At 68.2% G+C, this 24,602-nt stretch carries 24 protein-coding genes; 12 read left to right on the top strand and 12 right to left on the bottom strand.

The genetic code is table 11. The annotated features are described in order from the left end of the window. From ACFKCF_RS52875 to ACFKCF_RS52850, 6 genes are all read right to left on the bottom strand, one after another. Complete coding sequence (locus ACFKCF_RS52875) at positions 1–1,224, bottom strand: macrolide family glycosyltransferase (RefSeq protein WP_394503898.1); 1,224 nt, start codon at positions 1,222–1,224, stop codon at positions 1–3. Beyond that, positions 1,221–2,207, bottom strand: a complete 987-nt coding sequence (locus tag ACFKCF_RS52870; protein ID WP_394503896.1) for a patatin-like phospholipase family protein — start codon at positions 2,205–2,207, stop codon at positions 1,221–1,223. The genes ACFKCF_RS52875 and ACFKCF_RS52870 overlap by 4 nt, the downstream gene beginning before the upstream one ends. 71 nt (positions 2,208–2,278) lie before the next feature. Further along, positions 2,279–3,127, bottom strand: a complete 849-nt coding sequence (locus ACFKCF_RS52865) for an aldo/keto reductase (RefSeq protein ID WP_394503895.1) — start codon at positions 3,125–3,127, stop codon at positions 2,279–2,281. After that, positions 3,124–4,014 carry a nitroreductase gene (locus ACFKCF_RS52860; protein WP_394503893.1) on the bottom strand — a complete coding sequence of 297 codons (891 nt, stop codon included), beginning with the start codon at positions 4,012–4,014 and terminating at the stop codon, positions 3,124–3,126. The genes ACFKCF_RS52865 and ACFKCF_RS52860 overlap by 4 nt, the downstream gene beginning before the upstream one ends. Before the next feature lie 138 nt (positions 4,015–4,152). After that, positions 4,153–4,860 carry a hypothetical protein gene (locus ACFKCF_RS52855; RefSeq protein ID WP_394503891.1) on the bottom strand — a complete coding sequence of 236 codons (708 nt, stop codon included), beginning with the start codon at positions 4,858–4,860 and terminating at the stop codon, positions 4,153–4,155. 63 nt (positions 4,861–4,923) lie between these two features. Further along, positions 4,924–5,091 carry a hypothetical protein gene (locus tag ACFKCF_RS52850; protein WP_394503889.1) on the bottom strand — a complete coding sequence of 56 codons (168 nt, stop codon included), beginning with the start codon at positions 5,089–5,091 and terminating at the stop codon, positions 4,924–4,926. Positions 5,092–5,686: 595 nt separating this feature from the next. Here ACFKCF_RS52850 and ACFKCF_RS52845 point away from each other — a divergent pair. Then, the gene (locus ACFKCF_RS52845) at positions 5,687–8,644 is read left to right on the top strand and encodes a S8 family peptidase (protein WP_394503887.1); all 2,958 of its coding nucleotides are present in this window, start codon (positions 5,687–5,689) and stop codon (positions 8,642–8,644) included. On the opposite strand, the gene ACFKCF_RS52840 is transcribed toward ACFKCF_RS52845, so the two are convergent. The 4 genes from ACFKCF_RS52840 to ACFKCF_RS52825 all read right to left on the bottom strand — a co-directional run bounded on the left by ACFKCF_RS52840 (position 8,635) and on the right by ACFKCF_RS52825 (position 13,347). Continuing rightward, positions 8,635–9,003 (bottom strand): hypothetical protein, encoded by a 369-nt coding sequence (locus ACFKCF_RS52840; protein ID WP_394503886.1) that lies wholly within the window; start codon positions 9,001–9,003, stop codon positions 8,635–8,637. The genes ACFKCF_RS52845 and ACFKCF_RS52840 overlap by 10 nt on opposite strands. A gap of 1,467 nt (positions 9,004–10,470) precedes the next feature. Further along, entirely contained in the window at positions 10,471–11,052 is a 582-nt protein-coding gene (locus ACFKCF_RS52835; protein WP_394503884.1) for a hypothetical protein, read from the bottom strand. Between the two features lie 165 nt (positions 11,053–11,217). Continuing rightward, positions 11,218–11,436 carry a hypothetical protein gene (locus ACFKCF_RS52830; RefSeq protein ID WP_394503882.1) on the bottom strand — a complete coding sequence of 73 codons (219 nt, stop codon included), beginning with the start codon at positions 11,434–11,436 and terminating at the stop codon, positions 11,218–11,220. Between the two features lie 1,347 nt (positions 11,437–12,783). After that, on the bottom strand, positions 12,784–13,347 hold the full coding sequence (locus tag ACFKCF_RS52825) for a dihydrofolate reductase family protein (protein ID WP_394503880.1): 564 nt from the start codon (positions 13,345–13,347) through the stop codon (positions 12,784–12,786). Positions 13,348–13,475: 128 nt separating this feature from the next. Between ACFKCF_RS52825 and ACFKCF_RS52820 the strand changes: the two genes are divergently transcribed. From ACFKCF_RS52820 to ACFKCF_RS52800, 5 genes are all read left to right on the top strand, one after another. Continuing rightward, complete coding sequence (locus ACFKCF_RS52820; RefSeq protein ID WP_394503878.1) at positions 13,476–14,222, top strand: TetR/AcrR family transcriptional regulator; 747 nt, start codon at positions 13,476–13,478, stop codon at positions 14,220–14,222. A gap of 110 nt (positions 14,223–14,332) precedes the next feature. Continuing rightward, positions 14,333–14,620, top strand: a complete 288-nt coding sequence (locus ACFKCF_RS52815; protein WP_394503876.1) for a DUF4158 domain-containing protein — start codon at positions 14,333–14,335, stop codon at positions 14,618–14,620. Continuing rightward, positions 14,560–15,195 (top strand): DUF4158 domain-containing protein, encoded by a 636-nt coding sequence (locus ACFKCF_RS52810; protein WP_394503875.1) that lies wholly within the window; start codon positions 14,560–14,562, stop codon positions 15,193–15,195. The genes ACFKCF_RS52815 and ACFKCF_RS52810 overlap by 61 nt, the downstream gene beginning before the upstream one ends. Then, positions 15,155–15,673, top strand: coding sequence for a hypothetical protein (locus ACFKCF_RS52805; RefSeq protein WP_394503873.1), 519 nt, complete (start codon positions 15,155–15,157; stop codon positions 15,671–15,673). Before ACFKCF_RS52810 ends, ACFKCF_RS52805 begins: the two co-directional genes overlap by 41 nt. Beyond that, complete coding sequence (locus ACFKCF_RS52800; RefSeq protein WP_394503871.1) at positions 15,592–16,821, top strand: Tn3 family transposase; 1,230 nt, start codon at positions 15,592–15,594, stop codon at positions 16,819–16,821. Before ACFKCF_RS52805 ends, ACFKCF_RS52800 begins: the two co-directional genes overlap by 82 nt. Here ACFKCF_RS52800 and ACFKCF_RS52795 read toward each other — a convergent pair. Next, positions 16,758–18,581 carry a DUF4158 domain-containing protein gene (locus ACFKCF_RS52795; RefSeq protein ID WP_394503869.1) on the bottom strand — a complete coding sequence of 608 codons (1,824 nt, stop codon included), beginning with the start codon at positions 18,579–18,581 and terminating at the stop codon, positions 16,758–16,760. The genes ACFKCF_RS52800 and ACFKCF_RS52795 overlap by 64 nt on opposite strands. A 1,015-nt stretch (positions 18,582–19,596) precedes the next feature. On the opposite strand from ACFKCF_RS52795, the gene ACFKCF_RS52790 reads away from it, so the two are divergent. From ACFKCF_RS52790 to ACFKCF_RS52780, 3 genes are all read left to right on the top strand, one after another. Next, complete coding sequence (locus tag ACFKCF_RS52790; protein ID WP_394503867.1) at positions 19,597–20,232, top strand: sigma-70 family RNA polymerase sigma factor; 636 nt, start codon at positions 19,597–19,599, stop codon at positions 20,230–20,232. A 250-nt stretch (positions 20,233–20,482) separates the two neighbouring features. Continuing rightward, on the top strand, positions 20,483–21,100 hold the full coding sequence (locus ACFKCF_RS52785; protein WP_394503968.1) for a TetR family transcriptional regulator: 618 nt from the start codon (positions 20,483–20,485) through the stop codon (positions 21,098–21,100). A 997-nt stretch (positions 21,101–22,097) separates the two neighbouring features. Then, complete coding sequence (locus tag ACFKCF_RS52780) at positions 22,098–22,271, top strand: endonuclease/exonuclease/phosphatase family protein (RefSeq protein WP_394503865.1); 174 nt, start codon at positions 22,098–22,100, stop codon at positions 22,269–22,271. Between the two features lie 49 nt (positions 22,272–22,320). On the opposite strand, the gene ACFKCF_RS52775 is transcribed toward ACFKCF_RS52780, so the two are convergent. Then, entirely contained in the window at positions 22,321–22,779 is a 459-nt protein-coding gene (locus ACFKCF_RS52775) for a hypothetical protein (RefSeq protein ID WP_394503863.1), read from the bottom strand. A gap of 259 nt (positions 22,780–23,038) precedes the next feature. Between ACFKCF_RS52775 and ACFKCF_RS52770 the strand changes: the two genes are divergently transcribed. The 3 genes from ACFKCF_RS52770 to ACFKCF_RS52760 form a co-directional block, all read left to right on the top strand. Next, on the top strand, positions 23,039–23,182 hold the full coding sequence (locus ACFKCF_RS52770; protein WP_349458598.1) for a hypothetical protein: 144 nt from the start codon (positions 23,039–23,041) through the stop codon (positions 23,180–23,182). A gap of 236 nt (positions 23,183–23,418) precedes the next feature. Beyond that, positions 23,419–23,991: a hypothetical protein gene (locus ACFKCF_RS52765; RefSeq protein ID WP_394503862.1), complete on the top strand. Its 573-nt coding sequence runs from the start codon at positions 23,419–23,421 to the stop codon at positions 23,989–23,991. A 220-nt stretch (positions 23,992–24,211) separates the two neighbouring features. Next, positions 24,212–24,602, top strand: a 391-nt coding sequence (locus ACFKCF_RS52760; protein WP_394503861.1) for a hypothetical protein, incomplete at its 3' end; no start/stop codon positions are given.

Here is a 24,602-nt window from a genome sequence, read left to right as displayed (position 1 = left end):
TCAGCGCTCCCGCCGCGAACCCGCCGGGGCCGGCCGGCCGACGCGACCGGCCTGGTGCCGGTAGCGCTCGAGCTCGTCGGCCGCCCGCGGGTACCCGCCGGCCTGGTGCTGGGCGGCCTGCAAGGTGGCCGCCGCGGCCCGGAAGCGGGGTTCGTCGAGCAGTCGGCGGGCGAGGGCGTTCACGGGTCCCGCCTGCGCGTCCCGGGCCCGGATCGACAGGCCGGCGCCGAGCTCGACCACCCGCCTGGCCACCAGCGGCTGATCGGCGCCGTGCGGGACCACCAGCATCGGGACGCCGGCGTGCATGGCCTCGTTGACGCTGTTCATCCCGCCGTGGGTGACGAACAGCGCGGCGCGGGCCAGCACCTGCAGTTGCGGTACGAAGCGGCGGACGAGCACGTTGGCCGGGAGCGGACCCAGCGCGGCCGGATCGGTCCGTCCGGTGGAGATGACGACCGTGCCGCCCAGCGGTGCGAGCGCGGTGGCGAAGCTGCGCAGCAGGTGCGGGTCGGCGTCGACCACCGTGCCCAGCGAGGCGTACAGCACCGGGTCCTGCAGGCGATCGGCGGGGAAGGACGGGTCGGGCGGCCGGGCGCCGAGGCTCGGGCCGACGAACCGGTAGGACTGGTCGAAGGCGTCGACGCCGAGCTGGAACGCCCGCGAGGTGAAGACCAGGTTGAGCGGCTCGCTTACGTTCGCCAGGTCGAGCAGGGGCAGCCCGCGGGTGTCGTAGAGGCGGGACAGTTCCCGCCGCGACCGCAGGTAGCCCTGGGCGTTGCGGGGCCGGGCCGCCGCCGCGGCCAGCAGATCCCACGAGAGGCGGGTGGGGCTCGGCGCGTACCGGTTGAACGCGAACGTGGTGAACGTCGCGGCCGCCGGCACCCCGAACTCCCGGGCGGCCACCGCACCCCAGGGGCAGGCGGAGCCGTGGACGATCAGGTCAGGCCGGATACGGCGCAGATCGGAAAGCACGGCGGGCAGCAGCGCGACGGCGGTGCGGGCGAGTTCGTCCAGCATCGTGAGCGGTACGGGCGGGTCGGGCAGTGGCTGGTCGCCGCCGGGGTAGAGGCACGCGGTCGCACCGGTGGCCCCGACCTCCTCCGAGAACGCGGGCGAGGTGTGATACGTGACCGAGTGGCCGCGGCGGACGAGCTCGGCCACGATCGGCAGCGTCGGGTTGACGTGCCCATGCATGGCGATGTTGAGGAACGCGACAGTGCTCACCGGCCGGCCTCCCGTACCTTGCCTGCGATGGCCGGTGCCGCCGGAGGGCTCTCGACCCGGTACAAGCCCGGCCCGCTGATGCGCAGCCCGTCGAGAAAGCGGCCCGCCGCGAGGGCGGCAGCGTTGATCAGCTGCCGGGAATGGCGGAAGTCCCACGGGGCGGGCCAGCTCTCGATGCCGGTCGGCAGCACGACCGTCGGGATCCGTTCGGACACCTCGTCCAGGTCACGCTCGATCTGGTGCTGCAACAGCAGCAGCCCTGCCCTGGCCGCGACCGCGCCGGCCCACCGGGGCGGCCCGGCCGGGCGCGGGGGCGAGCTTGTCTGCCCGGTCGACAGCACCACCACGCTGGCCGCCCCTGCTTGTAGAGCCGCCCGTACGGGGACAAAGGCGATCACTCCGCCGTCGACGAGCGTCCGGCCTTCCCGCTCCACCGGCGGCAGGATGCCCGGAATGGCCGCGCTGGCCAGCAACGCGGACTCGAGGTCTCCATGGTCGAGCAGCACCTGAGCGCCGGTGGCCAGATCCATGGCCACCGCGGTGAAGGGAATCTCCAGGTGTTCGATCCGCGCCGGCAGCCCGGCCCGGGCGATCAGTCTGCGCAGGCCGCGATCGGCGAAGACGCTGGCCCGCGAGGACAGGTGGCCGAGCGGGAACACCTCACGGCGACGCGCGTGGGTCCAGGTGAGGTCGAGCCATGGTGCGGCCCTGCCGGGGTGGGCGGCCGCGATCGCTCCGTTGAGGGCGCCCACCGACGTCCCGACGATCAGGTCCGGGACGAATCCTCGCTGCTCCAACGCGTACCCGACACCGACCTGCGCGGCCCCGAGCACTCCCCCGCCCCCTACCGCGACCGCCACGGGACGGGGAAGGGCGCGCAAGCCTGCCGCCCTCGGCCCCTCGTCCGGGCGGCGCGCCCGCTCGTCGCCGCCGGCGCCGTGGAGGGCCGAGGAGGCCGACCTCCGGCGATATGTAACCTTCATGGTCCTTCCTCTCTCGCTACGGCGCTTGTGCGGATTCGTGTCCCAAGATCGGCCGATCTGGCCCGGGGTGATCAGGCGAGGTCGGCGAGGTCCTCGTCGGTGAGGGTGATCGACCGGGCGGCCAGGTTCTCCTCCAGGTGGGCCAGGGAGCCGGTGCCCGGGATGGCCAGGGCGACCGGCGACAGGGCCAGCAGCCAGGCCAGGGCGATCTGGTGGGCGGTGGCGCCGTGCCGTTCGGCGACCTTGGCCGGTGCGGGGTTGTCGATGTCGGCCCTGCCGCCGCCGAGGGGGAAGAAGGGGACGAAGGCGATGCCGGCCTGCGTGCAGGCGTCCAGGACGGCCCTCTCGTCGCGGTTGGCGATGTGGAAGTCGTTCTGGACGGCCGCGACAGGGGCGATCGCGCGGGCCTCGGCGAGGTGGCCGGCGTCGACGTTGCTGAGGCCGAGGTGGCGGATCAGGCCCTCCTCGCGCAGCGCGGCGAGCGCCTCGAAGCGTTCGGCGAGCGACTCGCCGTGCGGGGGCTCCATCAGGCCGATGCGCAGGTAGACCAGGTCGAGGCGGTCCAGGCCCAGGCTCTGGAGGTTGGCTTCGACCTGCGGCCGGAGATCGGCCGCGCCGCCCTGGCGGGGACCGCCGGGACCGAAGATCGGGCCGACCTTGGTGGCGATGACCAGGTTGTCCGGGTACGGGGACAGGGCCTCGCGGATCAGCGTGTTGGCGCGGACGGAGCCGTCCTGGCTGCGGTAGAAGTCGGCGGTGTCGATGTGGTCGACGCCGAGCTCGACGGCACGGCGCAGGACGGTGCGGCCGGTCTCCGGGTCGCGGGGGGGCCCGCCCGGGGCGGCCTGGGGCAGGCGCATGGCGCCGAAGCCGAGCCGGTCGATCGTCAGGTCGCCGCCGAGGCGGAATTGGCTGGTCATGTCTCTCCAAGTGATGTGATACGGCGCCTGCACGAAGGTGGCGGCGTCCGCCGGGTGGGCAAGGGTCCGGTGCCGCCCGCTGGAGCGGCTGCGGTCGTACGGGTGGATCGCCCGCGGCGGCTTGCGGGAGCGGCTTGCGGGCAGTGCCCGGTGGGTCGAGAGTGTGGCCGGCACGGGGCCGCGGCAGCCGCTCCTGTCACACCGCTTGCGACCGCAGGACCGGAGTCCTCGACGAACGTGACCGTCTCCTCGATCGGTGCACGGCCGGTACGGACGTGGTCCACCGTGACGTCCTCGAACCCGATGGACATGCCGCAGAAGAGGACGAGCTCGTCCGGAGGGTGCAGGACCTCCGCGACGGTCCTGCGGTACACCGACCACGCCATCTGCGGGCAACTGTGCAGCCCTTCGGCGCGCAGTAGCAGCATGACGGTCTGCAGATACATGCCGACGTCGGCCCATTGGGGCGGCCCCAAGTCGCGGTCGATGTAGCAGAACAGGGCGACGGGCGCGCCGAAGCACTCCCAGTTCTCGGCCGCGGCCCTCTGCCGCGCCTCCCAGTCCTCACGCGCGATTCCGAGCGCACCGTAGCGCTCCCGGCCGAAGTCGGAGCGGCGCTCGCGGTACGGGGACTTCAACGCGGGCGGGTACATCTCGTACTCACGCTCATCCCAGGGGTCACCAGCGGCCAGGCGCTCGGCGGCACACTTCTTGATCTCGGCAAGCGGCTCGCCCGTCACCACGTAGACGTGCCACGGCTGGAGATTCGATCCGGACGGCGCCCAGGCCGCGGACGACAGCACCCGCTCCAGCACCTCCATCGGGACGGGCTGGTCGGTGAATCCGCGCACCGCCCGTCGGCTCGTGACTGCCTCATAGACATCCATGATCTTTGCCTCCTCCCCAACTCAGTGCGTTTACATTCATTACAGTATCAAGTGAGACAGTATCATTCAATACGATTTGACGGCATCGGGGTCCCACACGCTGTGAGATAGGCCATCGTCGGCGTCGAACCATCGGCCTCAGCCGACGCGGTCCTTCCGGTCGTTCCGGGTGGGGGCAGGGCACCCCTCGGGAAGCCGGGCGGAGGTGTCGGTCCAGGCGGCTCGCTGGTAGACGGTTCCCGCCGGCAGACCCGCGAGCCCCTCGCCGCCCGCCGGATCCCGCGACCAGGGCTTCACGACGACGTTCTGCAGCGCGAGCAACCGGCCGCTGGATTCGTCCACGATGTGTTGCTGCTCGCTCTGCCCGTCCCCTACAGCCTGGGTCCATCCGATGCCGACCCCCAGGCGTCCCTCGGCATCGGGGATCCGGCCGAGGGCGCGGGTACCGGGCAGGCCGGCCACCATCCGGTAGAGGGCCCCGCGGGTGCCCGCCGAGATCGGGGCGTGCTGGAGGAGTTCCAGGGAGATGCCGAGGAGCCAGGAGTCCTTCGTGGGCAGTGAGCTCCCCGCGGGCGGTGACGGCCAGTCCTTCATGGTCTCGCTGTAGGCGGGCCAGAAACGCCAGCAGGCGCGTTCGCGCAGCGCGTCCGGCTCCTTGGGCAGATCGAGCAGCTCAGCGGCGGGAAGCGTGAGCCCTTGATCTCCGTAGGGCCAGGTGCCGGGCATGAAGATGAACCTCGTGCGCCCGAGCGGAGCCGTGTCGTTCCCGCAGTCGGTGTCGTTCCCGCACAGCTTGGGCTTCCCTGCTCGCCGCCACACCTGCTCCGCCTGTCCGGACGCCGGCACGGGTGGCCACGTGCCCCGTGGAGACGCCGGGGTCGAGCAGGCGGGGGAAGGCCAGCACCCCGATCACGGACGCCGTGGCCAGCGGCGCGGCGACTCGGTCGGCATCGTGGCAGCCGGGCGGATGGTGGCCACGGGCACGGTGGCCGACCTGTGCTCGGCCGAGAGCGGCACGCTGCGGGTGGTCGTCCGCCGTCCGGCCGACGGCTGGGCGGACGGAAGCGGTAGTTGCACGTGCAGAGATGATCAGCGCGTCGATCGTCGTGCCGAGTTCGTGATCGTGAAGCCTGACGAGGTGGTTGCTGATCATCTCGGTAGGGGCGGGTCACGGTGGTGGTGGAAGCTGAACGATGGCTTGATTTGCGTCGGTTCCGCGCCTTGCGCGAGTCGGGGCCGTCGGCGCCGCGGTGACGCGATCCGGCCGATTCGCTTCGGTGCTCGTCGCGCCGTCGACGTCACCCATCATGTGCCTCCCCTGTGCGCCGCGCATCCGGGCCTTTGGCAACACGGGGCTCTCCTCGTGAGGACTCCCCCACGGTGGCACCGGCGGAAAGTCCACAGCCCTCCGCTTCTTGCACCGCTTCCGCATGTGGCGGCGGCTCTGGCAGCATTCGCTCGATCTCGTGTGATGGGGATGAGTGACTTCGGCGGATAACCGGCAGAGTTGTTCCGTCGAGCATGGGTGAACATGAAACGCGAAGTCTTATCTCTCATATGCGCGTCATTCCTGGCGGTCAGTGCGCCGTCAGGTGTGGCGAACGCAGCCCCGGCGTCCCCACTCACCTCCGCGCAGGACGGCAGGACGGTATCCCCTTCGTCGTCGACCAGTATGGCCGCCACGGTCACGCTGATCACCGGAGACAAGGTCACGGTCGACGGACGCGATCGCGGCGTCATGATCCAACGTGGCGAGGGCAGGGAGAAGATCTCTTTCGCCGTCGACCGTTCGGAAGGCAGACTGCGCGTGGTGCCCAGTGATGCCGCGCCGGGCTTGGACGCCGGCACGTTGGATCGCGACCTCTTCGATGTGACCGGGTTGATCGCTGCCGGATACGCCAAGACAGGCCAGCTCCCGCTCATCGTGACCTACCGCGACGAAGCCGCGGAGAAGAGCGTCCGGTCAGCGGCGACGGATACCGCGACTGTGGCGCGGGACCTACCGATGGTGAATGGCCTGGCCGTACGGGCCGACAGTGAGGAGCGCGCCGCCTTCTGGCGGGAACTGTCGGCGCTGACACGAGGCCGCCAGGCGCCGCGAGTGTGGCTGGATCGATTGACCAAGCCGTTACTCGTGAACAGCGTCAAACAGGTCGGCGCCCCTACCGCCTGGGAGCGTGGACACACCGGCGCCGGGGTGAAGGTCGCTGTTCTGGACTCGGGCATCGACACGACCCATCCCGACCTACAGGGCAAGGTGAGCATTCAGGCGAACTTCACCGATGCCCCCGACGGGCGTGATCTGACCGGGCACGGCACCCATGTGGCCGCCACGATCGCCGGAGATGGGCAGACCAGAGGAGTTGCTCCCGGGGCCGTCCTCCTGGATGGAAAGGTGTGCGACGAAGATGGCTGCCCGACGTCGGCGGTTCTAGCGGGGATGCAGTGGTCTGTGGACAACGGCGCCAAGGTGATCAACCTGAGCCTGGGCTCTCCGGACCGCGAGGGATTGGATCTCCTCGAACAGGCGGTTCAGCAGCTCAGCGATCGACATGGCGTACTGGTGGTGGCAGCCGCCGGCAACGGTTACGACGCTCGCACATTGAGCTCGCCGGCCAGTGCCGATGCCGCGCTTGCCGTGGGTGCGGTGAACCGATCAGACGGCATGGCCGAGTTCTCCAGCCGAGGCCCACGGGTGGGCGACTCCGCGTTGAAGCCTGAGATCACCGCGCCAGGCACGGACATCGTCGCCGCGCGCAGCAAAGATTCCGGCGGCGAAGGCTTGTACGTACCGAAGTCGGGGACCTCTATGGCGGCCCCTCATGTCGCCGGAGCCGCCGCGATCCTCGCCGGGCAGCATCCTGACTGGGATGGCCGGAAGTTGAAGGCGGCATTGATGGCCGCTGCCACCCCGAGCCCTGACGCGGAGGTGTTCGCCCAAGGGGCGGGACGGCTGGACGTGGCCAGAGCCACCACGCAGTCGCTGACCAGTAATCCGGCCGCCGTCAGCTTCGGCCTGCAACTGTGGCCGAATGGTGACCGGCCGGTGGAGCAGCCGATCGCCTACCGCAACGACGGAGCCGCACCCGTCACGCTCGCCCTCGCGATCGAACACGACGCTCACGCGGTGTTCACGGTGAACCCCTCCTCTCTCGTGGTCCCGCCTGGCGGCGTGGCCGAGGCGGTCGTCAGAGCCGACGTTTCCAGGTTGGCCACGGACCGGCCGGCGGGCGCTTACCTGTCCGCCAGCGGCGACAAGGCAAGGGTCAGCACGCCGCTGGGCATAGAGAAGGAAAGCGAGAAGTACCCTCTGACGATCAAGTACGTGGACCGGGCAGGACAGCCGGGCACGGGCAGCACTCAACTGCGCAGGCTCGACGATCCCGCCCAGAGGTCACGCATCGTCAACATCGACGCTTTGGGCAGCGAGGCCACCGTCCGGCTGGCCAAGGGTGTCTGGGAAGTCAGGAGCCACGTACGCGAAGGCGAGCACACCGCCTTCATGGTCCATCCCGCGTTGGAGGTGAGGCAGGCGGGCGCCGTGGTCATGGACGCACGGATGACCAGGCCAGTCAAGGTGGTCCTTCCGGCCGCCGCCGAGCCGCAGTGGGTGTCGGTGAACTACGGCGGGCCACTGACTCAGCACGATGCCGCTTCCGGGGAACTGATCGCCGAGCGGCCGGATCAGATCTCCACGGCCCAGATGGGCACCAACCTCTTCCCCGACGAAACCGTGACCAGAATCGATGGACTGTGGACGGGAAACAACGGTCTCTACCGCCTCGCCTGGTCACACCGGGGGGGCATGGTCACCGGATTCCAGCGGAACGTGGAGCAGCACCAGCTGGCGACCGTCCGGGCCAACTATGCGGCGCATACCCCAGGGGCACGCGGCATCTGGGCCGGCGAAGCGCAGCTGCCTGACCTCCGTCTCGAGGGCTATCCCATCAGCACCCCGGTTTCCCTGCCCTCGGCTCACACCCTCTATGTGAACTCTGACGGCGACATGAAGTGGCGCAAGCGCTTCACCGAGATCATCTCCGGTGAAAAGGCGGAGGTCTCCTTCGAAGATCGTGAATCGCGATTCGAGCCAGGACGCCACTACGTCGAACGCTGGAACTGGGGTGTGTTCGCCCCCGTCCTTGCGCAGGATGAACGCGAGGAGACGGCAAGCGCCTGGCGCGAAGGCGACACGATGACCATCCAAGGCGCTCCCCTGGGGGACAGCGCCGGTCGGATAGGCGACGCCACGTACACGACGGTGCGCACCACGCTCCACAGAAACGGCGTCCTCGTCGGCGAGGAGCCGTCGGCTCACGCATCGTTCGACGTCCCGAAGGGCAAATCCTCGTACCGATTGGTGATGGAATCCGAGCATCGCCAATCCGCGCTGTCCTCGCGAACCTCGACCGCGTGGACGTTCCGATCCGTCGGCATCGGCGGAACGGCCAGGCGGCTGCCCCTGTCCATCGTCCGCTTCAAGCCTCCCCTTGACCCCGACAACACGGCGCCGAGCGGGCGGCCATACCTCATTCCGGTCAGAGTCGAACGCCTCGCGGGCCGGGGTTGTGTCCCAAGCGCGTACGCCGGGTGGCGGTGTGGTCGCGGCTTTCGGACGGCTCAGTTGTAGGGGTTGTCGTAGGTCACGGATTTGGTGCGGCTGTTGTAAGTTTGGCCTGGATAGAACCAGCCGCCCGTCACGTACAAGGTGACGTTTGTGATGGTGGCGGAGTGGGTGTATTCACCGTCGTAGAGGAATAGGGACAGCTGGCATCCGGGGGGAGCGGCTGCCGTGCCCGTCTGGGTCGGATAGAAGACGGTGCTGCCGTTGACGGAGACGTAGAAGTTCGGCTTGGGGTAGGACCCGCTCCCCCAGCACAGTCGGAGCGCGTACCTGAACTTCGTGTTCCCGTCGTCGAACGCCAGCGTGCCGGTCAGCTGGGCGAGCATGATCGGCGGTCCGGCGTTCGAGGTCACTGTGACGGACACGGGCTGGTCTGGGCCGTAGGCGGCGTGCGCGGGAGTGACGGGCATCAGGAGTGCCGCGACGGTTGCGATGGCGATGGCGACAGAGCTGGCCGCACGACGTGCTTTAGAACGTGTCAATTCCAACCTCGTCTCTTTCGTGTTGTCGGCGGAGCGCGCACGGAGACTATGGTCTGGGCCCTCCAGGCGTCCAGAGAGACGATTGAAAGCCACTGATTCGGCCCGGCGATAACTTGCGCCGGCTGCTCTCGCGAGGACAGGGCAAGGCGTGCCACCAGGTCGAGGACCGGTCCTGCAGAGCCGTAATGCCGGCGTGATGGGTGAAATTTTCATTCGACCAGAGAGGTCGTCTCCGTCGCCGGAGACGGCTGGACCGGCGTGATCGTCTTCTGCGGCTTTCCTGCAGCGCTCACATGAATCAGGGGCGGTATGCGGTGAGGGGCCGCCGTCAATATTGCTTCGCGTGACGGCTTCAGCCTCTTTACTCCTTGGCCAAGAGAAGGGTGGCGATTTATGCGTGGACACGGAGGTCGATACCGCTCGAGAACAGCTCTACGCAAGGGACGTGCTGTGAGAAGAAGTCGCGTCCCATGACCGCCGCTGCACCCCAGCGCGACGACTCCGTGACAGAATGCAAGGCCGCTGAGCTGGTCACGCTGAAGGAGCAGCTTGCCGCCCGCGACCGCGAGCTGAGTGCCGTCACCACAGCTGTCACCGAGCTGACGACCAGGGCCGAGACCGCCGAGGGTGTGGCCCGGCAGGCACGAGGAGGCGGCACGGGTCCGTACCGAGCGAGAGGGTCTCGAGCGGCAGCTGCGCGAGCAGCTGGAACAGGCTCAGCGGGCCTGCACCGAAGCCGACACCGCGGCGACAGCGCGCGTCACGGCCGCCGAGGACTTGGCGCCGTGGTGTTCACCGAGGAAGCCCCGCGTACGGTGGCCGCCCGGCCCGCCGCGCTCCTGTCGACAGCGTCGGTGGCGGATGGTGTGCGGGTGCGCACCGGCTACCGGTTGCCCACGTGAGCTCTGACGTTCCAGTACTTTGCCTTGACCGGGCCTTTCGACTGGTCCCACAGGATTTCGTCCTGGGGGATCAGCGCCCATCCGCGATGAGGGAATCTGGCAGAGATCCCCAACGCCGAGCTCGGTATGCAATGGACCTGGTGGCCGCCCCCGGATGAGTAGCTCACGTCATCGCGGATCATGGTGGCCAGCAGTTGCCCGTCCAGCATGAGGACACGCTGCCGCTCGCGCGCCGGATTCGCCCGGCAGCCGTTCATACCTCCGCATAGGCGGCCACCGTCCGGATTCTCCGTGCGGTTCCGGCCGGACCGAACACTGTCCAGCCCCGGGCTTCCGGTTCGGGCCGGTTACTCTGCCAGGTCCTCGTGCTCGCCGTGGGTACCGGCGGGTTGAGTCACTCGATCAGCGTCGGCGGCGGGTCCCATCGGACCCTCGGGGGTGCCGATCGCTAGATGGGGACCACGGGCACGGCCCACGTGTCGCGCTTCCACAAGGTCAGATCGAACGTGACCGACCGGCTCTGGAGGTCCACGGCGGTCAGCCGGATGAGCGCGATGGCCCGTTCGTCGCCGTGCTGGGGGAACCGGTACATGCACAGGGCGTCGCCCGGGTGCAGGTCCGTCAGGTCCATGGTCTCGTATGCCCTCTCTCCTGTGACGGCCGCCTCGCAACCCTTGTAGGTCGCGGCGCCGCGCGGTCGTTCGAGCACCCCGGCGAGCAGCCTCCCGCGGATCAGGGTCAGCGACGGGCTCACGGTCGACCCCTTCTCGACCCGGACCGGGTCCTCGAGCGGCGAGACCACGTAGCCCTGGCCGTCGTGCAGGGTGAGGCCCTTGTGCTCACTCAGCACCCCGCCCACGTCGCTCTTGATGAGCGGATCGGTGGCGATCAGGTAGATCCCGGCCGCCGTCAATCCGATCGGGACGACGAGGAGGATCAGGCAGCCCCACGAGTCCACGCCTTCGACGGCAATGAAGAAGAACAGGCCGATGCCCCCGAGAGTGAGGATCATGCCGATGGCCAGTGTCATCGCCGCCCCTTCGTCGACTTATCGATGTTTTACCCTTCCGGGCGGCTTCGCGCCGCTTGGCGGCGGCGCTTTCGGTTACGCCAGGCGGGTGATCCCGCGCCACGACCTGCTCACCTCGGTGGCCGGGCTGGGGTCGTGGCCGTCCCAGCAGCTTGATGCGCCTGCTCAGTTGTCGACGGCCCATACCGCGGCGGAGATCGGCTCGAGTCCCGCGGCCAGCTCGTCGAGCTCGTCCGCACTGAGCACGTCGTACGCCGGCGCGGCCAGCTCGTCGGTGAGCGCCTCGATCCGCTGCCTGGTCTCCCGTCCGGCGCCGGTGAACCCGCCGGCGGCGTCCACGAGGCCGCGGCCGCGCAGCCCATCGACCACGGCGGTCAGATCCATGGCAGCGCGCGGCTGCGCTCACGTTCGTCGCGAGCGGGGCTCACACTGAAGTCTCCTGCAGGGTGCGGTCGCGCAGGGCAACACCCGAGCAGATCTCCCCTTGGGCCACCCGATCCTGGTCCTGGCTCGGGTCCAGCCGAGATACCGGCAATACCTGCCATGGGTGGATCTTGAAGACGCCGGCTTGATGTCGGTTCCCTTGAGGGGTGAACGATGAGGCCGAGGGCCGCCTTGGGCCGCCCTGGCTCAGGCCCGTGCGTCCATCAGGGCGGTGACATAGGCATCCAGCCGCTCTTCGACGGCTCGCGTCCCTCTACCCTCCCTGCCTCCCTCCATGGCTGTGACACCGACTGCACTTCTTCTGAGGACGCCAGCGCGTCCCGCACCTGCCAGTACAGTCGCTCGCCGGCGGTCGCGGCCAGCACACCGCCGGCCTCCTCATACGCCTCAGCGAACCGCAGTCCCCACGCCGGTCCGTACAGGAGCGCGAGATTGGTGGAGCAGTGCGCCACGTCGAGATCCGCCGCGCCCCAGCAGGTCGCTGCCCAGTCAACGACGCCCGTGATCCGAGGACCTGCCGGCGCCTTGGGGGCGGCACGTCGAACAGCACGTTGCCGGGTTGGAAGTCCCGGTGCAGGCGTTCATGGGGTGCCACCGGAATACGGCAGAAGCGGGCCGCGTGTTGATCACGGGTTAGCGAGGTGAGCGTCCCAGAGAGATGATCGAGGGCGTCAGAGGCGATGGGGCGAACAGGCCTGGATCAGGCCGTGGCGGGCGCTGAGGCCCTCATGCGGCCGATCGTTCGCAAGAACTCGTCCCGGTTCTTTGCCGCCTTTATCCAGACGGGAAGCCGGGTGATCATGGTCATGGAGCCTGTGGTGAGAGGAAGTTCGTGACGCTCTCTCAGGCGTGCTGCCACATAGCCCTCCAACAGATCAAGGTGTCGGAGGTTGTACGCCCACAAGAGGTGACCGCGAAACCCGGCCTGGAGCCACAAGGGCAACCCAAAGTACGGGTCGACCGCCGTGGCCACGCCGAACATCGAAGACGACTGGAACTCGTCCTTGGCCAGCGCACAACCTGAGCAGCGCAACCGCCTCAGCGTTTAGAATCGTCCCCCACGTCAGGGTACGCGCCGATGCACAGGATCGCCCAGTTGAGCGAGCACCACGGCGCAACCAGCGCAGCGCGGGCATCGCACCAAGACTTCGTCCGCGAATGCCGTGATCCACACCTTCGGATCACGGAATCGATCACCAGGCAAAGCAGTCACTCTTCCATCATGACCGAAACCAACCTCAACGTCCCCTGGGCAGTAACGCCCAGCCCGGTCCGTGGCCGATCAGCTCAGCGGCGGACGCGATAGCGGATGTGGGTGGCCTCGGGCGTGTCGAGCACTTGAATGATCTCCAACTCGATCTCCGACGGCAGGACGTCGAACAACCGGCGCCCTGCGCCCAGGAGTACTGGAACGTGGTGGATCTGCACTTCATCCAGCACTCCGGCCTCGAGGGCCTGCTGCACCGTGTACGCGCCGCCACGAATCTGGACGTCCCGTTCCCCGGCGGCGGCCTTCGCCTGCGCCATCGCGCTTTCGATCCCGTCGTTCACGTAGGTCACCAGCGGATAGCCCCACCGGGCGGCCGGGCCGGGCGGACGGTGGCTGGGGACGAAGATCGGCAGACCGCCGTGAGAGCCGCCCCAGTGGTCCATGAGCTCAGCGGTCCGCCGTCCCGCGAGGATCGCACCAGCCCCGTTCCATTCGTCTTGGAACTGCTTGACCGGTCCGGGATGCTGGTCCGAGTCAGCCCACTTGTGCAGCCGCTCACCGTCTTCGCCGCCGAGGAAGTCGTTGGGATCGGCGATGTACCCGTCGAGGGACATCGACATGTCGAGCACTGATTTGGACATGGCCCACTCCTTGTTTCAACGGCGTGGCCCCTCGGCCACCGTCTGCTCTCGGGTCCGGAGATTAACTGTGTCCCCAGAACACTGTGTACGCTAGAGACAGTTTTGGCGGATGGCAAGCGGGAGGCGACGTGGCGGTCAACGAGGATCCGAGGACACTGGCGGAACTGTTGTGGGGCCTGCGAAAGCCGCGCATCAGAGGCCCCAGGCCCGCCTTCGACCTCGCCCGGCTGGCCGACACCGCCGTCAAGGTCGCCGATACCGAGGGCCTGGAGGCGGTCTCCATGCACCGCATCGCCGCCGAGCTCGGCCTCACCAAGATGGCCCTGTACCGCTACGTCAACGGCAAGACAGAGCTGATGGCCATCATGATCGAGGCGGCGGTCGGCACACCCCCCGACCTGAGCGGGGCGGCCGGCTGGCGGGCCAAGCTGGAGGAGTACGCCCGCGGACTGTCCACCGCCTGGCGGCGCCACCCCTGGCTGCCGTCGGTCACCGTGGGCGACCGCGTCATGGGCCCACGTGAGACCGCATGGACCGAAACAGCTCTCAGCGCCCTCACCGACACCCCCCTGACCGAACGTGAACGGCTCGACGCGGTCATGATGGTGTCCCACCACATCCGCGCCACCCACCCGGCCGCCACCCAAGGCACTCAGACCTGGACGGACGGCAGCGCCGCCCCCATCATGCGCGACCTGCTACTCCTCAACGCCAGCCGCTTCCCGCTGCTTGCCACCACCGTGGCCATCCCCTCAACCACCACCACCCGGGAATTCGGCCTCCTCGCCCTCCTCGACGGCCTCGAACGCACCATCACTCAACGCACCCACAACAACGGCGACGAACAAGCGGCTTCGCGCCCAGATCCTCCGTAAGCGGCCTTCGGGGAGGATCGGACCGGATTTTGGCGCTACAAAGGCGATCTTGAAGACGATTCGGTGACGTGGGCTGTTTGCCCTGGTTGAGCGCTCTAGCGTGCCTGCTCATGCCTGTGGATTTCCTCTCAGATGAGAAAGTGGCTCGCTATCGCCGGTTCAGGCCTGAGGTGTCGATGGCCGAACTCGAGCAGTTCTTCCGGCTGGACTCCCGAGCGCTGGAGGCGCTGGCGAGCAAGCGCCGTCCGGCGACGAAGCTCGGGTGGGCGCTGCAGTGGGGCACCGTGCGGATGCTCGGCACGTTCCTGGCCGAAGATCCCCTGGACGTACGGGGGAGGTGTTGGAGTTCGTCGCCGAGCAGCTGGGCGTCGACCCGGGGTGCGCGCCGGAGTACCTGACCCGGCCGAAGACCGCCTATGAGCACGCCTGGGAGATCCGGGACCTGCTGGAGCTGTCGGAGTTCTCCAAACGCGAGCAGGAGGTCCGCGACTATCTGGCCGCCCGGGTGTGGTCGACGATCGAGGGGCCGCAGGCGTTGTTCGACCGCGCCGTGGTGCACATGCTGCGCGAGGGCATTCTGCTGCCCGCGGGGATCACCACGCTGACGCGGCTGATCAGCGAGGTGCGCCGGGCCGAGCACGCCCGGTTGTATCGCACGCTGGCTGAGCGCGCCGGCCCGGAGTTGCGGGCGCGGCTGGCCGATCTGCTGCGGGTTCCTGCTGATCGGCGGGTGTCGGAGCTGGAGCGGTTGCGTACCGCGCCGACACGGGCCTCGGGCCGGGTGATGGTGGCGGAGTTGCATCGGGTGGCCGAGATCGGCGGGCTGGGCGCCGGGGCGGTGGCTACCGAGCCGGTGCCGGCGGTGAAGCTGTCGGCGCTGGCCCGGTACGGGCTGGCCTCCAAGGCGCCGACGCTACGGGATCTGGAAGGCGATGGCCACCGTGCGGCATCTGGAGACCTCCTCGGTCGATGACGCCTTGGACGTGCTGGACCTGCTGATCACCTCCAACCTGTTGGCCCGGGCCGAGCGAGCGGGCAAGGCCGAGCAGCTGCGCACATTCCCGAAGCTGCGCAAGGCAGCGCGCACGATGGCCTCGGCGGTGGAGGTGCTGATGTCGGCGCCGGAGGCGACCGAGGATCGGCTGGTGTCGCTGGTGGAGGTGTGGAAGGCGATCGAGGAGGTGGTGCCGCGCGAGAAGCTGGCCTCGGCGGTGGAGACGGTCGCGGCGTTCGTGCCTGCCACCGACGATGACGCGGCCGCGCAGTGGCGGGCGGAGCTGGTCAAGCGCTACCGCACCGTGCAGGGCTTCATCGAGTTGCTGCTGGAGGCGATCCGGTTCCGTGCGGTTGCGGTACCCCGGTGCTGGCCATGGTGCGTACCGCCGCGGCGATGGCCAAGAACCGGCGACGCCGGTACGCACCCGGCGACGTCGCCGCGCATGATGAGCTGATCACCGGGTCGTGGCGGCCGCTGGTCTTCCGCAACCCGGACCTGCCTGAGGGGCAGGTCGACAAGGCGGCGTTCGTGCTGTGCGCGGTCATGCACCTGCACGGCGCGTTGCGCCGGCGCGATGTGTTCGCCGAAGGGTCCGAGCGCTGGAGTGATCCGCGGGCCCGGCTGCTGGACGGGGATGCGTGGCAGCAGGTGCGGCCGCGTATCCTCACCTCGCTGGAGTTGGAGGTCGAACCGGCCGGGCATCTGGCCGAGCTCGCCGGCGCGCTGGAGGGCGCTTATGCCCGGGTGCTGGACGGGCTCGGCGCCAACACCGCGGTGCAGTTCGTCGGCGGCCGGCTGCAGTTGGAGAAGCTCGGCGCGGCCGAGGAGCCGCCGCTGATGAGGGAGCTGCGTTCCCTGCTGGATGACATGCTGCCCCGGCTGGACTTTCCCGAGCTGCTCCTCGAGGTCTTTGACCGCACCGGTCTGCCGGCCGACTTCACTCACATCTCCGGCGCCGATCCGTCGATGGAGGACTTCGGGGTCAGCCCGGCCGCCCTGATCGTGGCCGAGGCGTGCAACGTCGGCCTGGTCCCGATCGAGAAACCGAACGTGCCCGCGCTGACCAGGGCCCGGCTGCTGCAGGTCGATCAGGCGTACCTGCGCGGTGAGACGATCGCGGCGGCCAACGCCCGTCTGATCGCCGCCCAGGCCGAACTCGACATCGTCCGGTGCTGGGGCGGCGGGCACATCGCCTCGGCCGACGGGCTGCGCTTCGTGGTGCCGGTGCAGAACCTGCACACCGGCCACAACCCGATCTACTTCGCGAGGCAGCGCGGCGCGACCTGGCTGAACGTGGTCAACGACCAGGTGATGGGCATCGGCGGGCTGGTGGTGCCGGGCACGCTGCGCGACTCGCTGTTCATCTTGGACGCCATCTTCAACCTCGACGGTGGGCCCAAGCCGAATACGGTGGTCACCGACACCGCCGGCTATTCCGACATTGTCTCGGGCCTGTTCGCGATCTGCGGTTACCAGTTCTCCCCGCGGATTGCCGACCTGGCCGACACCCGGCTGTGGCGGACCAACACCCGCGCCGTCTACGGGCCGCTGGAGCACATGTCCCGCCACACCATCCGGCTGGACAAGATCCGCGCGCACTGACGGCCGCCGTCGGCGACCCGTTTGATCCCCATGTTCGTGCCCAGCGCGTACAGCACCAGCAGCAGGCGTTTGCGGATCACTTCCCGCGGGGTCGCTTCCCTGGTCGCGACCGTGCTGAACGCGTCGGTGAAGTCGGTGACGAAGTCCGACTCCTTCAAGAAGTCCAGCAGGTCGATGATCCCCCAGCGAGCGGCGACCTCGGCGTGCAGCGCCCGCAGATTCTCCGGAACCTTCAGCTTGCCCAGGTCGGGGATGTGCCAGCGTGACTCCCCGCGGTGCGTCTTCACCTTCGCACCGCCGGACTTGTTCCTGCTGACCGCCCGGCCGCATGCCGCCATCGAGGCGCGCATCGCCTCCTTCAACGTGGCGATGAACACGCCGCTGTCCAGCGGTTGGCGCAGGTTCTCGTAGTGGACGTCGCGGTTGTCCTCGAAGTCGGCCGGCAGGTCCTCCTCGGGGTTGCGCCAGCGGCGGGCACCGGCGACGTAGATCTCGCGGCGGCGCAGCGCATCCTTCAACGACACGATCACGCACAACTCGTAGGAGGCCCGCTCGATGACCCCGTTCTCGTCGACCACCGCTTCCAGCCAGCCGTCCGGCACCACCCCTTGGATCGGGACGTTCTCGGAGGCGTCGTAGTGGCGGGTGGTGTTCGGGAAGTCGGCGTGGCGCTGCAGCAGGTCCAAGGCGTCCATCACCGGCCGGTAGGCGGTGTTGTTGCACTTGAACTCGATCGCGGCCAGCAGCTTGGGCGGCATCCGCCGGTAGTAGGAGGTGTAGGAACTGGTCACCACCGTCCGCACCCGGGCCTTGTAGGCCTTGGCGTCCGCTTTTGCCTCGGCCACCAGCGCCTGCAGCGTCGCCTCCCCGCCTGGCACCGCCGGGAACACCACCTGCCGGACCGTGCCCTCCGGCGCCCGCAGCGACGCCTCGGCGATCGAGAACAGCTTCTCGGTCTTGCGATGCACCTTCTTGGCCTCGGCCTCGATCGCCTTCTCGACCTTCCGCTCCGCCCGCGTGTTGATCTTCGACACCAGGCCGATGAACAGATCGACCAGCACGTCGGTGATCTCCGTCGTCCGTGACCACGCCAATGCGGCCACCAACGTCAACCGGACCGGCGGCTGGTTCGCCGCGAAGTCCGACGGATGCGAGGCCATCGCCCGCGCCCGCCAGGAGGCCACCAGCCGGTCGGAGTGCCCGCCGAACAGATCCGCCGACAGACCCAGCGCCTTGGCCCGCCGCAGCTTGACGATCTCCTCCAGCAGCGTCTCCAGCCCCAGTCGTCCGGGGTCGGACTTCAGCTCCAGCAGGAACCCGTCCGCACCCGTGGCCAGCTCCCACAGCGACCGCGCCGAGTCCGCTGACAACCCGTCCAGCACATGCAGGCAGAACTCCCGCTCGAACCGAGCCCGGCCCGCGCCCACGATCCGGTCCACCCGCCCCGGCGGCTCGATCTTCAACGTCCGGCAACGCCTCAGCAGCGCGGCCCGCAGCCCTTCGTCCGTGAACACCATCGGGCAGATCTTGTCCGCCAGCCACTTGGCCGGCACATCCTCATCCGGCCGGGTCGACTCCCGAAACCCCAGCGCGTCCCGCACCTGGGCCCGGTGCCGCTCGATCGACCGGCCCGACCAGTCGTACTCCGCCAGCAGCGCCGGCTCAACCTTCACCTGGCCGGCCACGTAGTCCACCGCAGCCTTGGGCAGCTCGCCCACGTGCCGCGGGAACCGGCCCTCTTGCTCGAAGAACTTCAGCATCAGGCCGAACCCCAGACGGGTCGCCCCGTCTTGTTCCCCACCAGCTCCCAGTCGTCGTCCAGCAGCGTCCACGCCGCGATCAGCTCTTCCGGCTCCCACTCCCGACGCACCCGCACCCGCCCTCCACCCGACCGTCTCCGACACGAACACGATCAAGCTGAAACCCACCCGACCAGCCACGTTCACCGCTCCGAAACGATCACGAACCGCAATCGTGATCTCTCATTCCGCTACCTGGCGGCTGGGGACATGGTCGGGAGCGGAGGGCCGAGGCCGCCCGGGAGGCATACCTGGCGATCCGCTCCGACGACTAGCTGGAGAATCGCTTCGCCCCTTCGTCCTGCCGCGCTGGCAGCCCGACCGGGAGGCGAGCACGCTGCTGGCCAGCTTCGCCGCCGCCTTCCCCGCCCGGGAACGCCTTCGCCAGGCGCGGCATGAGACGTTGCGTTAGGCGCTGAAGGATCCGGAACCGGCGGGACGTCCGCGCCGTGCCGCGCAGCCGTCCGTCCTGACCTGGCACCCAACGCCCTGGCATGAAAGCCCACAGGAAGACCTCCACCTTTCCTGCTTTGGGAGTGCGTCTTGGCCATTTCTGTCATGGCGGTCCTACTGCTTGCCGCTCTCGGGCTGGCCGCAGTTCTAATGATCTTCTTCTTGTTACGGGGAGAAGGAAAGTCGACAGCCGTGGCGCTGACTGCGGCCGGCGGAGCCTTCACCGCGACGGTCACGCTGGGCATCCTGGTCCTGACCTATCTGGCGCTCGCCGCAGCTCACCAACCCCAATCCGCTGACACTCCCCACAGAACCCCGTCAGGCGTGGCCGAACCAGGGGCCGAATCAGTGGCGCTCCAGGCCATGGCCGGCCCTCGCAGCACCATGCACCATCAAGGCATCAGTACGACCGCCCTCGACGACCAGGCACGCAGATCAGCCACCGCCCGTTGGCAAGCCAGCGGTAACGGGCATCGGCCGCGCTTGCCTCGCACTGCTGCCCCCCTCGCCACGGAAGCCCACAATGACCCTGAACCGGTCTGATCCGCGTCGTGACCGGATCGACGAGGTCAACGACCTGATGGCCGAACTACTGCGAAAGAGATACGGCCGCTTCTACGGCCTGGTCGTCAGGCAGGGCCTCAGCGACAGCGCCGCCCGAGAGGTCATTCACGAGACCAGCAAGGCGGTCAGCAAAACCCTCATCGAGACCGGGCCCGTACAGGACCTGCTGCCCTACTTCACCAAGGCCCTCCAGCGGCAGGTCACCCAGTACCGCCGCGGGCAAAGCCGCGACCGGCTGGTAGCCACCGACCCGGCACAGCTGTCCTGCGACCAAGGAGCACCTCAGCTCGAGGGACTCCCCGCTCCTGCGTACGTCAGCGATCAACAGCTCGGTGATGCCCTCAACTCCTCCACGCGCCAACAGGCCTTGGAGGCGGCGAATGAAGCCATCGCCGAACTGCCCGACCATCTCAAGCAACCCTTCCTGATCTGGCTGGAAGCCGACCTCGAACCCAGGCAGATAGCAGACATTCTTGGAAAGAAGCCCGAAACGATCAGGCCATACCTCGCCACAGCCAGGAAATACGTCCGCATGCGCACCCTCGAGCTGCTCGCCACGACGAAGAATGAGCGGGAGGAGGACATCGATGAGTGACGAACTCGAAGCCCTGCTCAGATCCGAGTACGACGACCTCGTTAACGTCGAAGTCGAGATCCGCCGGCTTCGCCAAGCCAACGAGCAACTCCGATACATTCAAGTCGCGGAAGCATACGTTCAACCGGCGGAGTACAAGCGCGCCATCGGCGCCGTCTCCAGCAGGTCAGCGCAAGGACCAGAAACGCTCACCTCCACACCAGGAGGGGCAGACTCAGCCCGTCAGGCCGTCTTGACCAATCCGGCTGACGTGACAACCCGCAGCCGCAGCCAGCACCAACGCCGCAAGCGCATCGTCCGAGCGGCTGCCGAACTGGCCGCGCGTGGCGGCGTCGAGGCCATGCAGATGCGAACCGTGGCCGAGCGCGCCGGCGTGGCGCTCGGCACCCTCTACCGCTACTTCCCGTCCAAGCTGGACCTGGTCGTGGCAGTGGTCAGCGAGGAAATCGACCTGCTGGAGAACAGTATCGAGCGCCGTCCGCCCGAGGCGTCCACACCGCCCGAGCGCGCGGTCGACATCCTGATGCGGGCCACCCGGGGGCTGATGCGCGAGCCCGAGCTGGCCGACGCCCTCATCCGCTCGCTGATCATGGCTGAGGTGCAGACGCCGTTCGGCGAGCGCATGACCGGGCTGCTGCTGCGCGTCTCCGCCGACGGGCTCACCCTGGAGCAGGCCAGCGAGGAGCAGCTCGACCTTGCCGGGTCGCTGGCCAGTGTCTGGATGCAAGAACTTCTGGAGATGTTGCGCGGCCGACGCACCTACGACCAGATCCAGCGGCGCATCGAGACGGCCGCTTCCCACCTCCTCTCCGGCATCCAGCGAAAATCAGACCCGTCAGGTTCCAGCCTCCGCTGGACACCAAGGTGAGCGCCGGCGCTCACCTTCCACAGCAGTTGGCGCGTATCTCACAGGACCGGCGGGCGCATCGGAAGGGGCGCGACAGGTGCTCGGCGACCTGCTGGCCAGGTTCCTATACGACGGCGGTCACTGAGCCCGCGCCTCCATTCCCGACCTTCGGGCACGCTCACACCACTGGGCGTCATGGTCCTTGCCATCTCCTGGGACGCCTGCGTTCACCACAACTGCGAAACGGTGACGAACCCGCCCGCGCGGACGGTCTTCAACAACGACGACCAGTCTTGGGACTTCTTCGCCGGCCAGAACTGCACCGTCTACCTCGGGACCCTCGACCCCCGGCCAGTGGGACACCTACCCCATGGGAGCCAGAAGCTGGCGGTAGGCTCAACCCGTTCTCAAGCCCCGCCGAGTGGACCGCGATCAAGATCCGCTGGCAGTTGCAGCCGCCGCGGTGTCGAACTCCCATGCCAGTGCCGGTGGCGGCAGGCCCAGCCAGGACACAGCTCCTCAGGTCGCTGTCCCCCGGCTGGGCCCGTCCTCGGGAAACAGCTCCGGCTGGGCCCGTCCTCGGGAAACAGCTACGGTCCGAAGACCCGACCACAGGGCGGATCACGACATGCTGGTGGGCTCATGGTGAACAGCGGCGAGGCCCCACGCACCACATCATGGTGACCCCATCGTGGCGACCCCGCCCGCGCATGCCCGCCATCGCGGGGCACTTGCCTGTCAGGTCTGGCGCTATCTGGCCGGGGACCTCCAGCGCTATTTGGCCGGGGACGATCATGTTGATCAGCCCGAATTGTCAGGATGAGCTCCAAGAGGCCAGCAGACAGGCGTCAAGAAACTCGGATGCGGACTCCATCTTGACGCTGTTCATCTGCGGTGGCAGGCGTGGCGTTGGGGTACACCCTTGCCGGACAGGCCACGAGCGAGGGGCATTTGCAGGGCGGCGGCCGAGGACGCGGTCAGACCTCTGGGCTGGCGGGGGCTGCTTGACGCCCGGGACGTGGCCGGTGCGGGCGACGGCGTCATCTACAGCGTGAGCAGGCCGTACCAGCGCATCGACTACGTCATGACCTCTCGCGACATCAAAACGACCTCGGTGGCCGTCATCGGCACCGAGGCCTCCGACCACTTCCCCATCGTGGCCGACCTCGAACTCCCCCACCCCTCGCCCTGACCTCCGGCGCCCGCCGTCTCTCGCGACGGCGGGCGCCGCGCGGTCCGGATCAGATGACGCCGCTCTGCCCGACGCAGCTCGTGACACCGTTCCTACCGGCCAGCTTCACGAAGACCCGATGCGCCATCGGCCGGGTCGCCGAGATCGCCCTGCTGCCGGAGTTGCCCGTGATCACGGTCGCCAGGAACTCGGCGTCCGGAAGGCCGCCCCGATCCTGGACGAGGCTGACCTTGACCGTGGTGGGGCCTCCGGAGGCCGTCCAGTGGACACGGCTGAAGCGGTGCCCATACGTCGTGTCGATGTAGGTGACGGTCACCTTCAGCCTGTAGGACCCCTTCGAACAGGTCGCGACGAGGGCCTTGGCTGCCGACGTGGTCACCGACGCCGCCGGCGCGGACGCCGAGGCGGACGCGGTCACCGACGCCGACGCGGGCGCGGGCGCGGGCGCGCCCATCATGGCCACGGCCCCCATGGCCCCGACGACGACCGCGGTACGCATGATCTTCATATGGTTCCCTCCGTTGATTTCCCGTCGAGGTGAGACCATACGGAGACGCGGTATGGCGGAGGTATGTCCCAATCAGACCACTCGGAGCGCGCTGGTGGGACGCTAGTCAGACGCTAGGTTTCGACGACCAAGCAGCCGACGACCAAAGTCCGCACGGCTGCCGGCCGAACTGTGTCCAAGGGATCTGTCGCCTGACTCAACCCTTGACCCATGCTCCTTCTCGGCGGGCACCAGAACCCGCCCCGACAGAAGGAGCCTCATGAAGAAGCTGCTCAAGACCGCCGCCATCGGCGCCATCGCGATCGCATCGAGTTTCGCCCTGGCACAGCCGGCAATGGCTAGCTCGCTTTCGTGGAACGTCAGCGACGGAGTTCGAGGAGCTCAGAGAGTCCGAGCGGCTTGAACAGGATCTGAAGGACCTCGGGGTGAACGCCGACATCAGCTTTGTCCCGCGCGGCCAGACGTGCGACCCGGAGCGGGGAAAGCGGATTCACCTCAAACCCCGTGAACTCCTCAATCCCAGCAGGAAATGGGTTTAACCTCGACCCGCGGCTCCTCGGTCCTGGGCGGAGGAGGGCTCCACCGATCCCGGAGCGAGTCACAGGCGGTTCCACATGTCCGTGAGGAGTTCACACAGTGATGACTGAACGGACGCTCGAAGTCCATGTCGGCTCGGGGGTGGACAGCCTGCGCTTCGGCATGGACGAACCGCAGGTCAGAGCCGAGTTGTCTGCCTACGGAAACGTAGTGGATGTGACGGCTCCTGGAGGCGCCCTCAGCATTCGTGCGCAGGGTATCGACGACTCGTTTTCGGTATACGCAGGCTTCAATGCCGATGGTGTTCTGTTCACCCTTGAAATTTGGTGCCCAAATGACGTGGGTCTGATCGACGTGAATCTATATCCGGCTATCGTTTCTTGGACAGAAGCCGTGGATCCACAGCGTGTCCCACACCGCTCGCTCCACGTCCTTGAAAGGGCGCTCATGACAGCCGACCAGCCGGACATCTGCCGGACGTGCCAAGGCGTGATCCCCGCGACGCACCCCGCTGCCTACACTGCTGCCCGTGGACGGCTGATCGTCGCCAATGGGTACTGCCAAGGCCATGCCCCCGCCGAAGTGCGCGATTCCGGGCATTCCGAGCCGGTGGAGAGTGGAACATCCTCACGCCGGTCGATGCCTGCGGTTTCCGCTTCAGTACCTGCACGATGATGTGCTCGCTCGGGTCGCGCGCTCTATGGTGGCGTGGGCTCCGGGTGTCTGCTGTGTGTTTGCGTGCGCCTGTGGGCCGGGGCGCCATCGGCGAGCACTCGACCTCCAAGAGGCCCGGGGCGGGCAACCGCAGTCCCGTCCTCAGCCCAGACGGCCCTACCGCCCGGCTCGCTGCCGCGTTGCTGGAGATGGCCGGCCTTGCCGAATCAGGAAACGAACGGTGACGAGCCCGTCCGATCAGCCGCCGATCGGCCCCGACGCCATCGCCCAAATACAGGCCGCCGCCGTCATGTGGCCCTGTCCGGCGTGGTGCGTCTCCAGTCACGATCATGACCCGCCCGAGGTCCGCACCCACCGGAGCCAGGCTAGACAGATCGGCAGCCACACCGGCATCTTGGTGCTGCTGCTACAAACCGACTACGGCATCGACATGCTGCACCCGCCGCATGTCGATGTGTTGGATGGGACACGTCAGGCACCGGACGGGACCTTCCCCTCCACCCAGTTCTCCCTCGCGGAGGCAGTCATCATGGCCGACGTGCTCAACAAGTTGGATGGCGTTCGCCCTACCCTTCACGTGGAGTCGGGGGGGGGGGGGGGGGGGGGGGGGG

The organism is Nonomuraea sp. JJY05 (genome assembly GCF_043496855.1).
GTDB lineage: Bacteria > Actinomycetota > Actinomycetes > Streptosporangiales > Streptosporangiaceae > Nonomuraea.
Note: the sequence above shows the minus strand (reverse complement) of the source record. Positions and strands in the feature narration are given on the sequence as shown.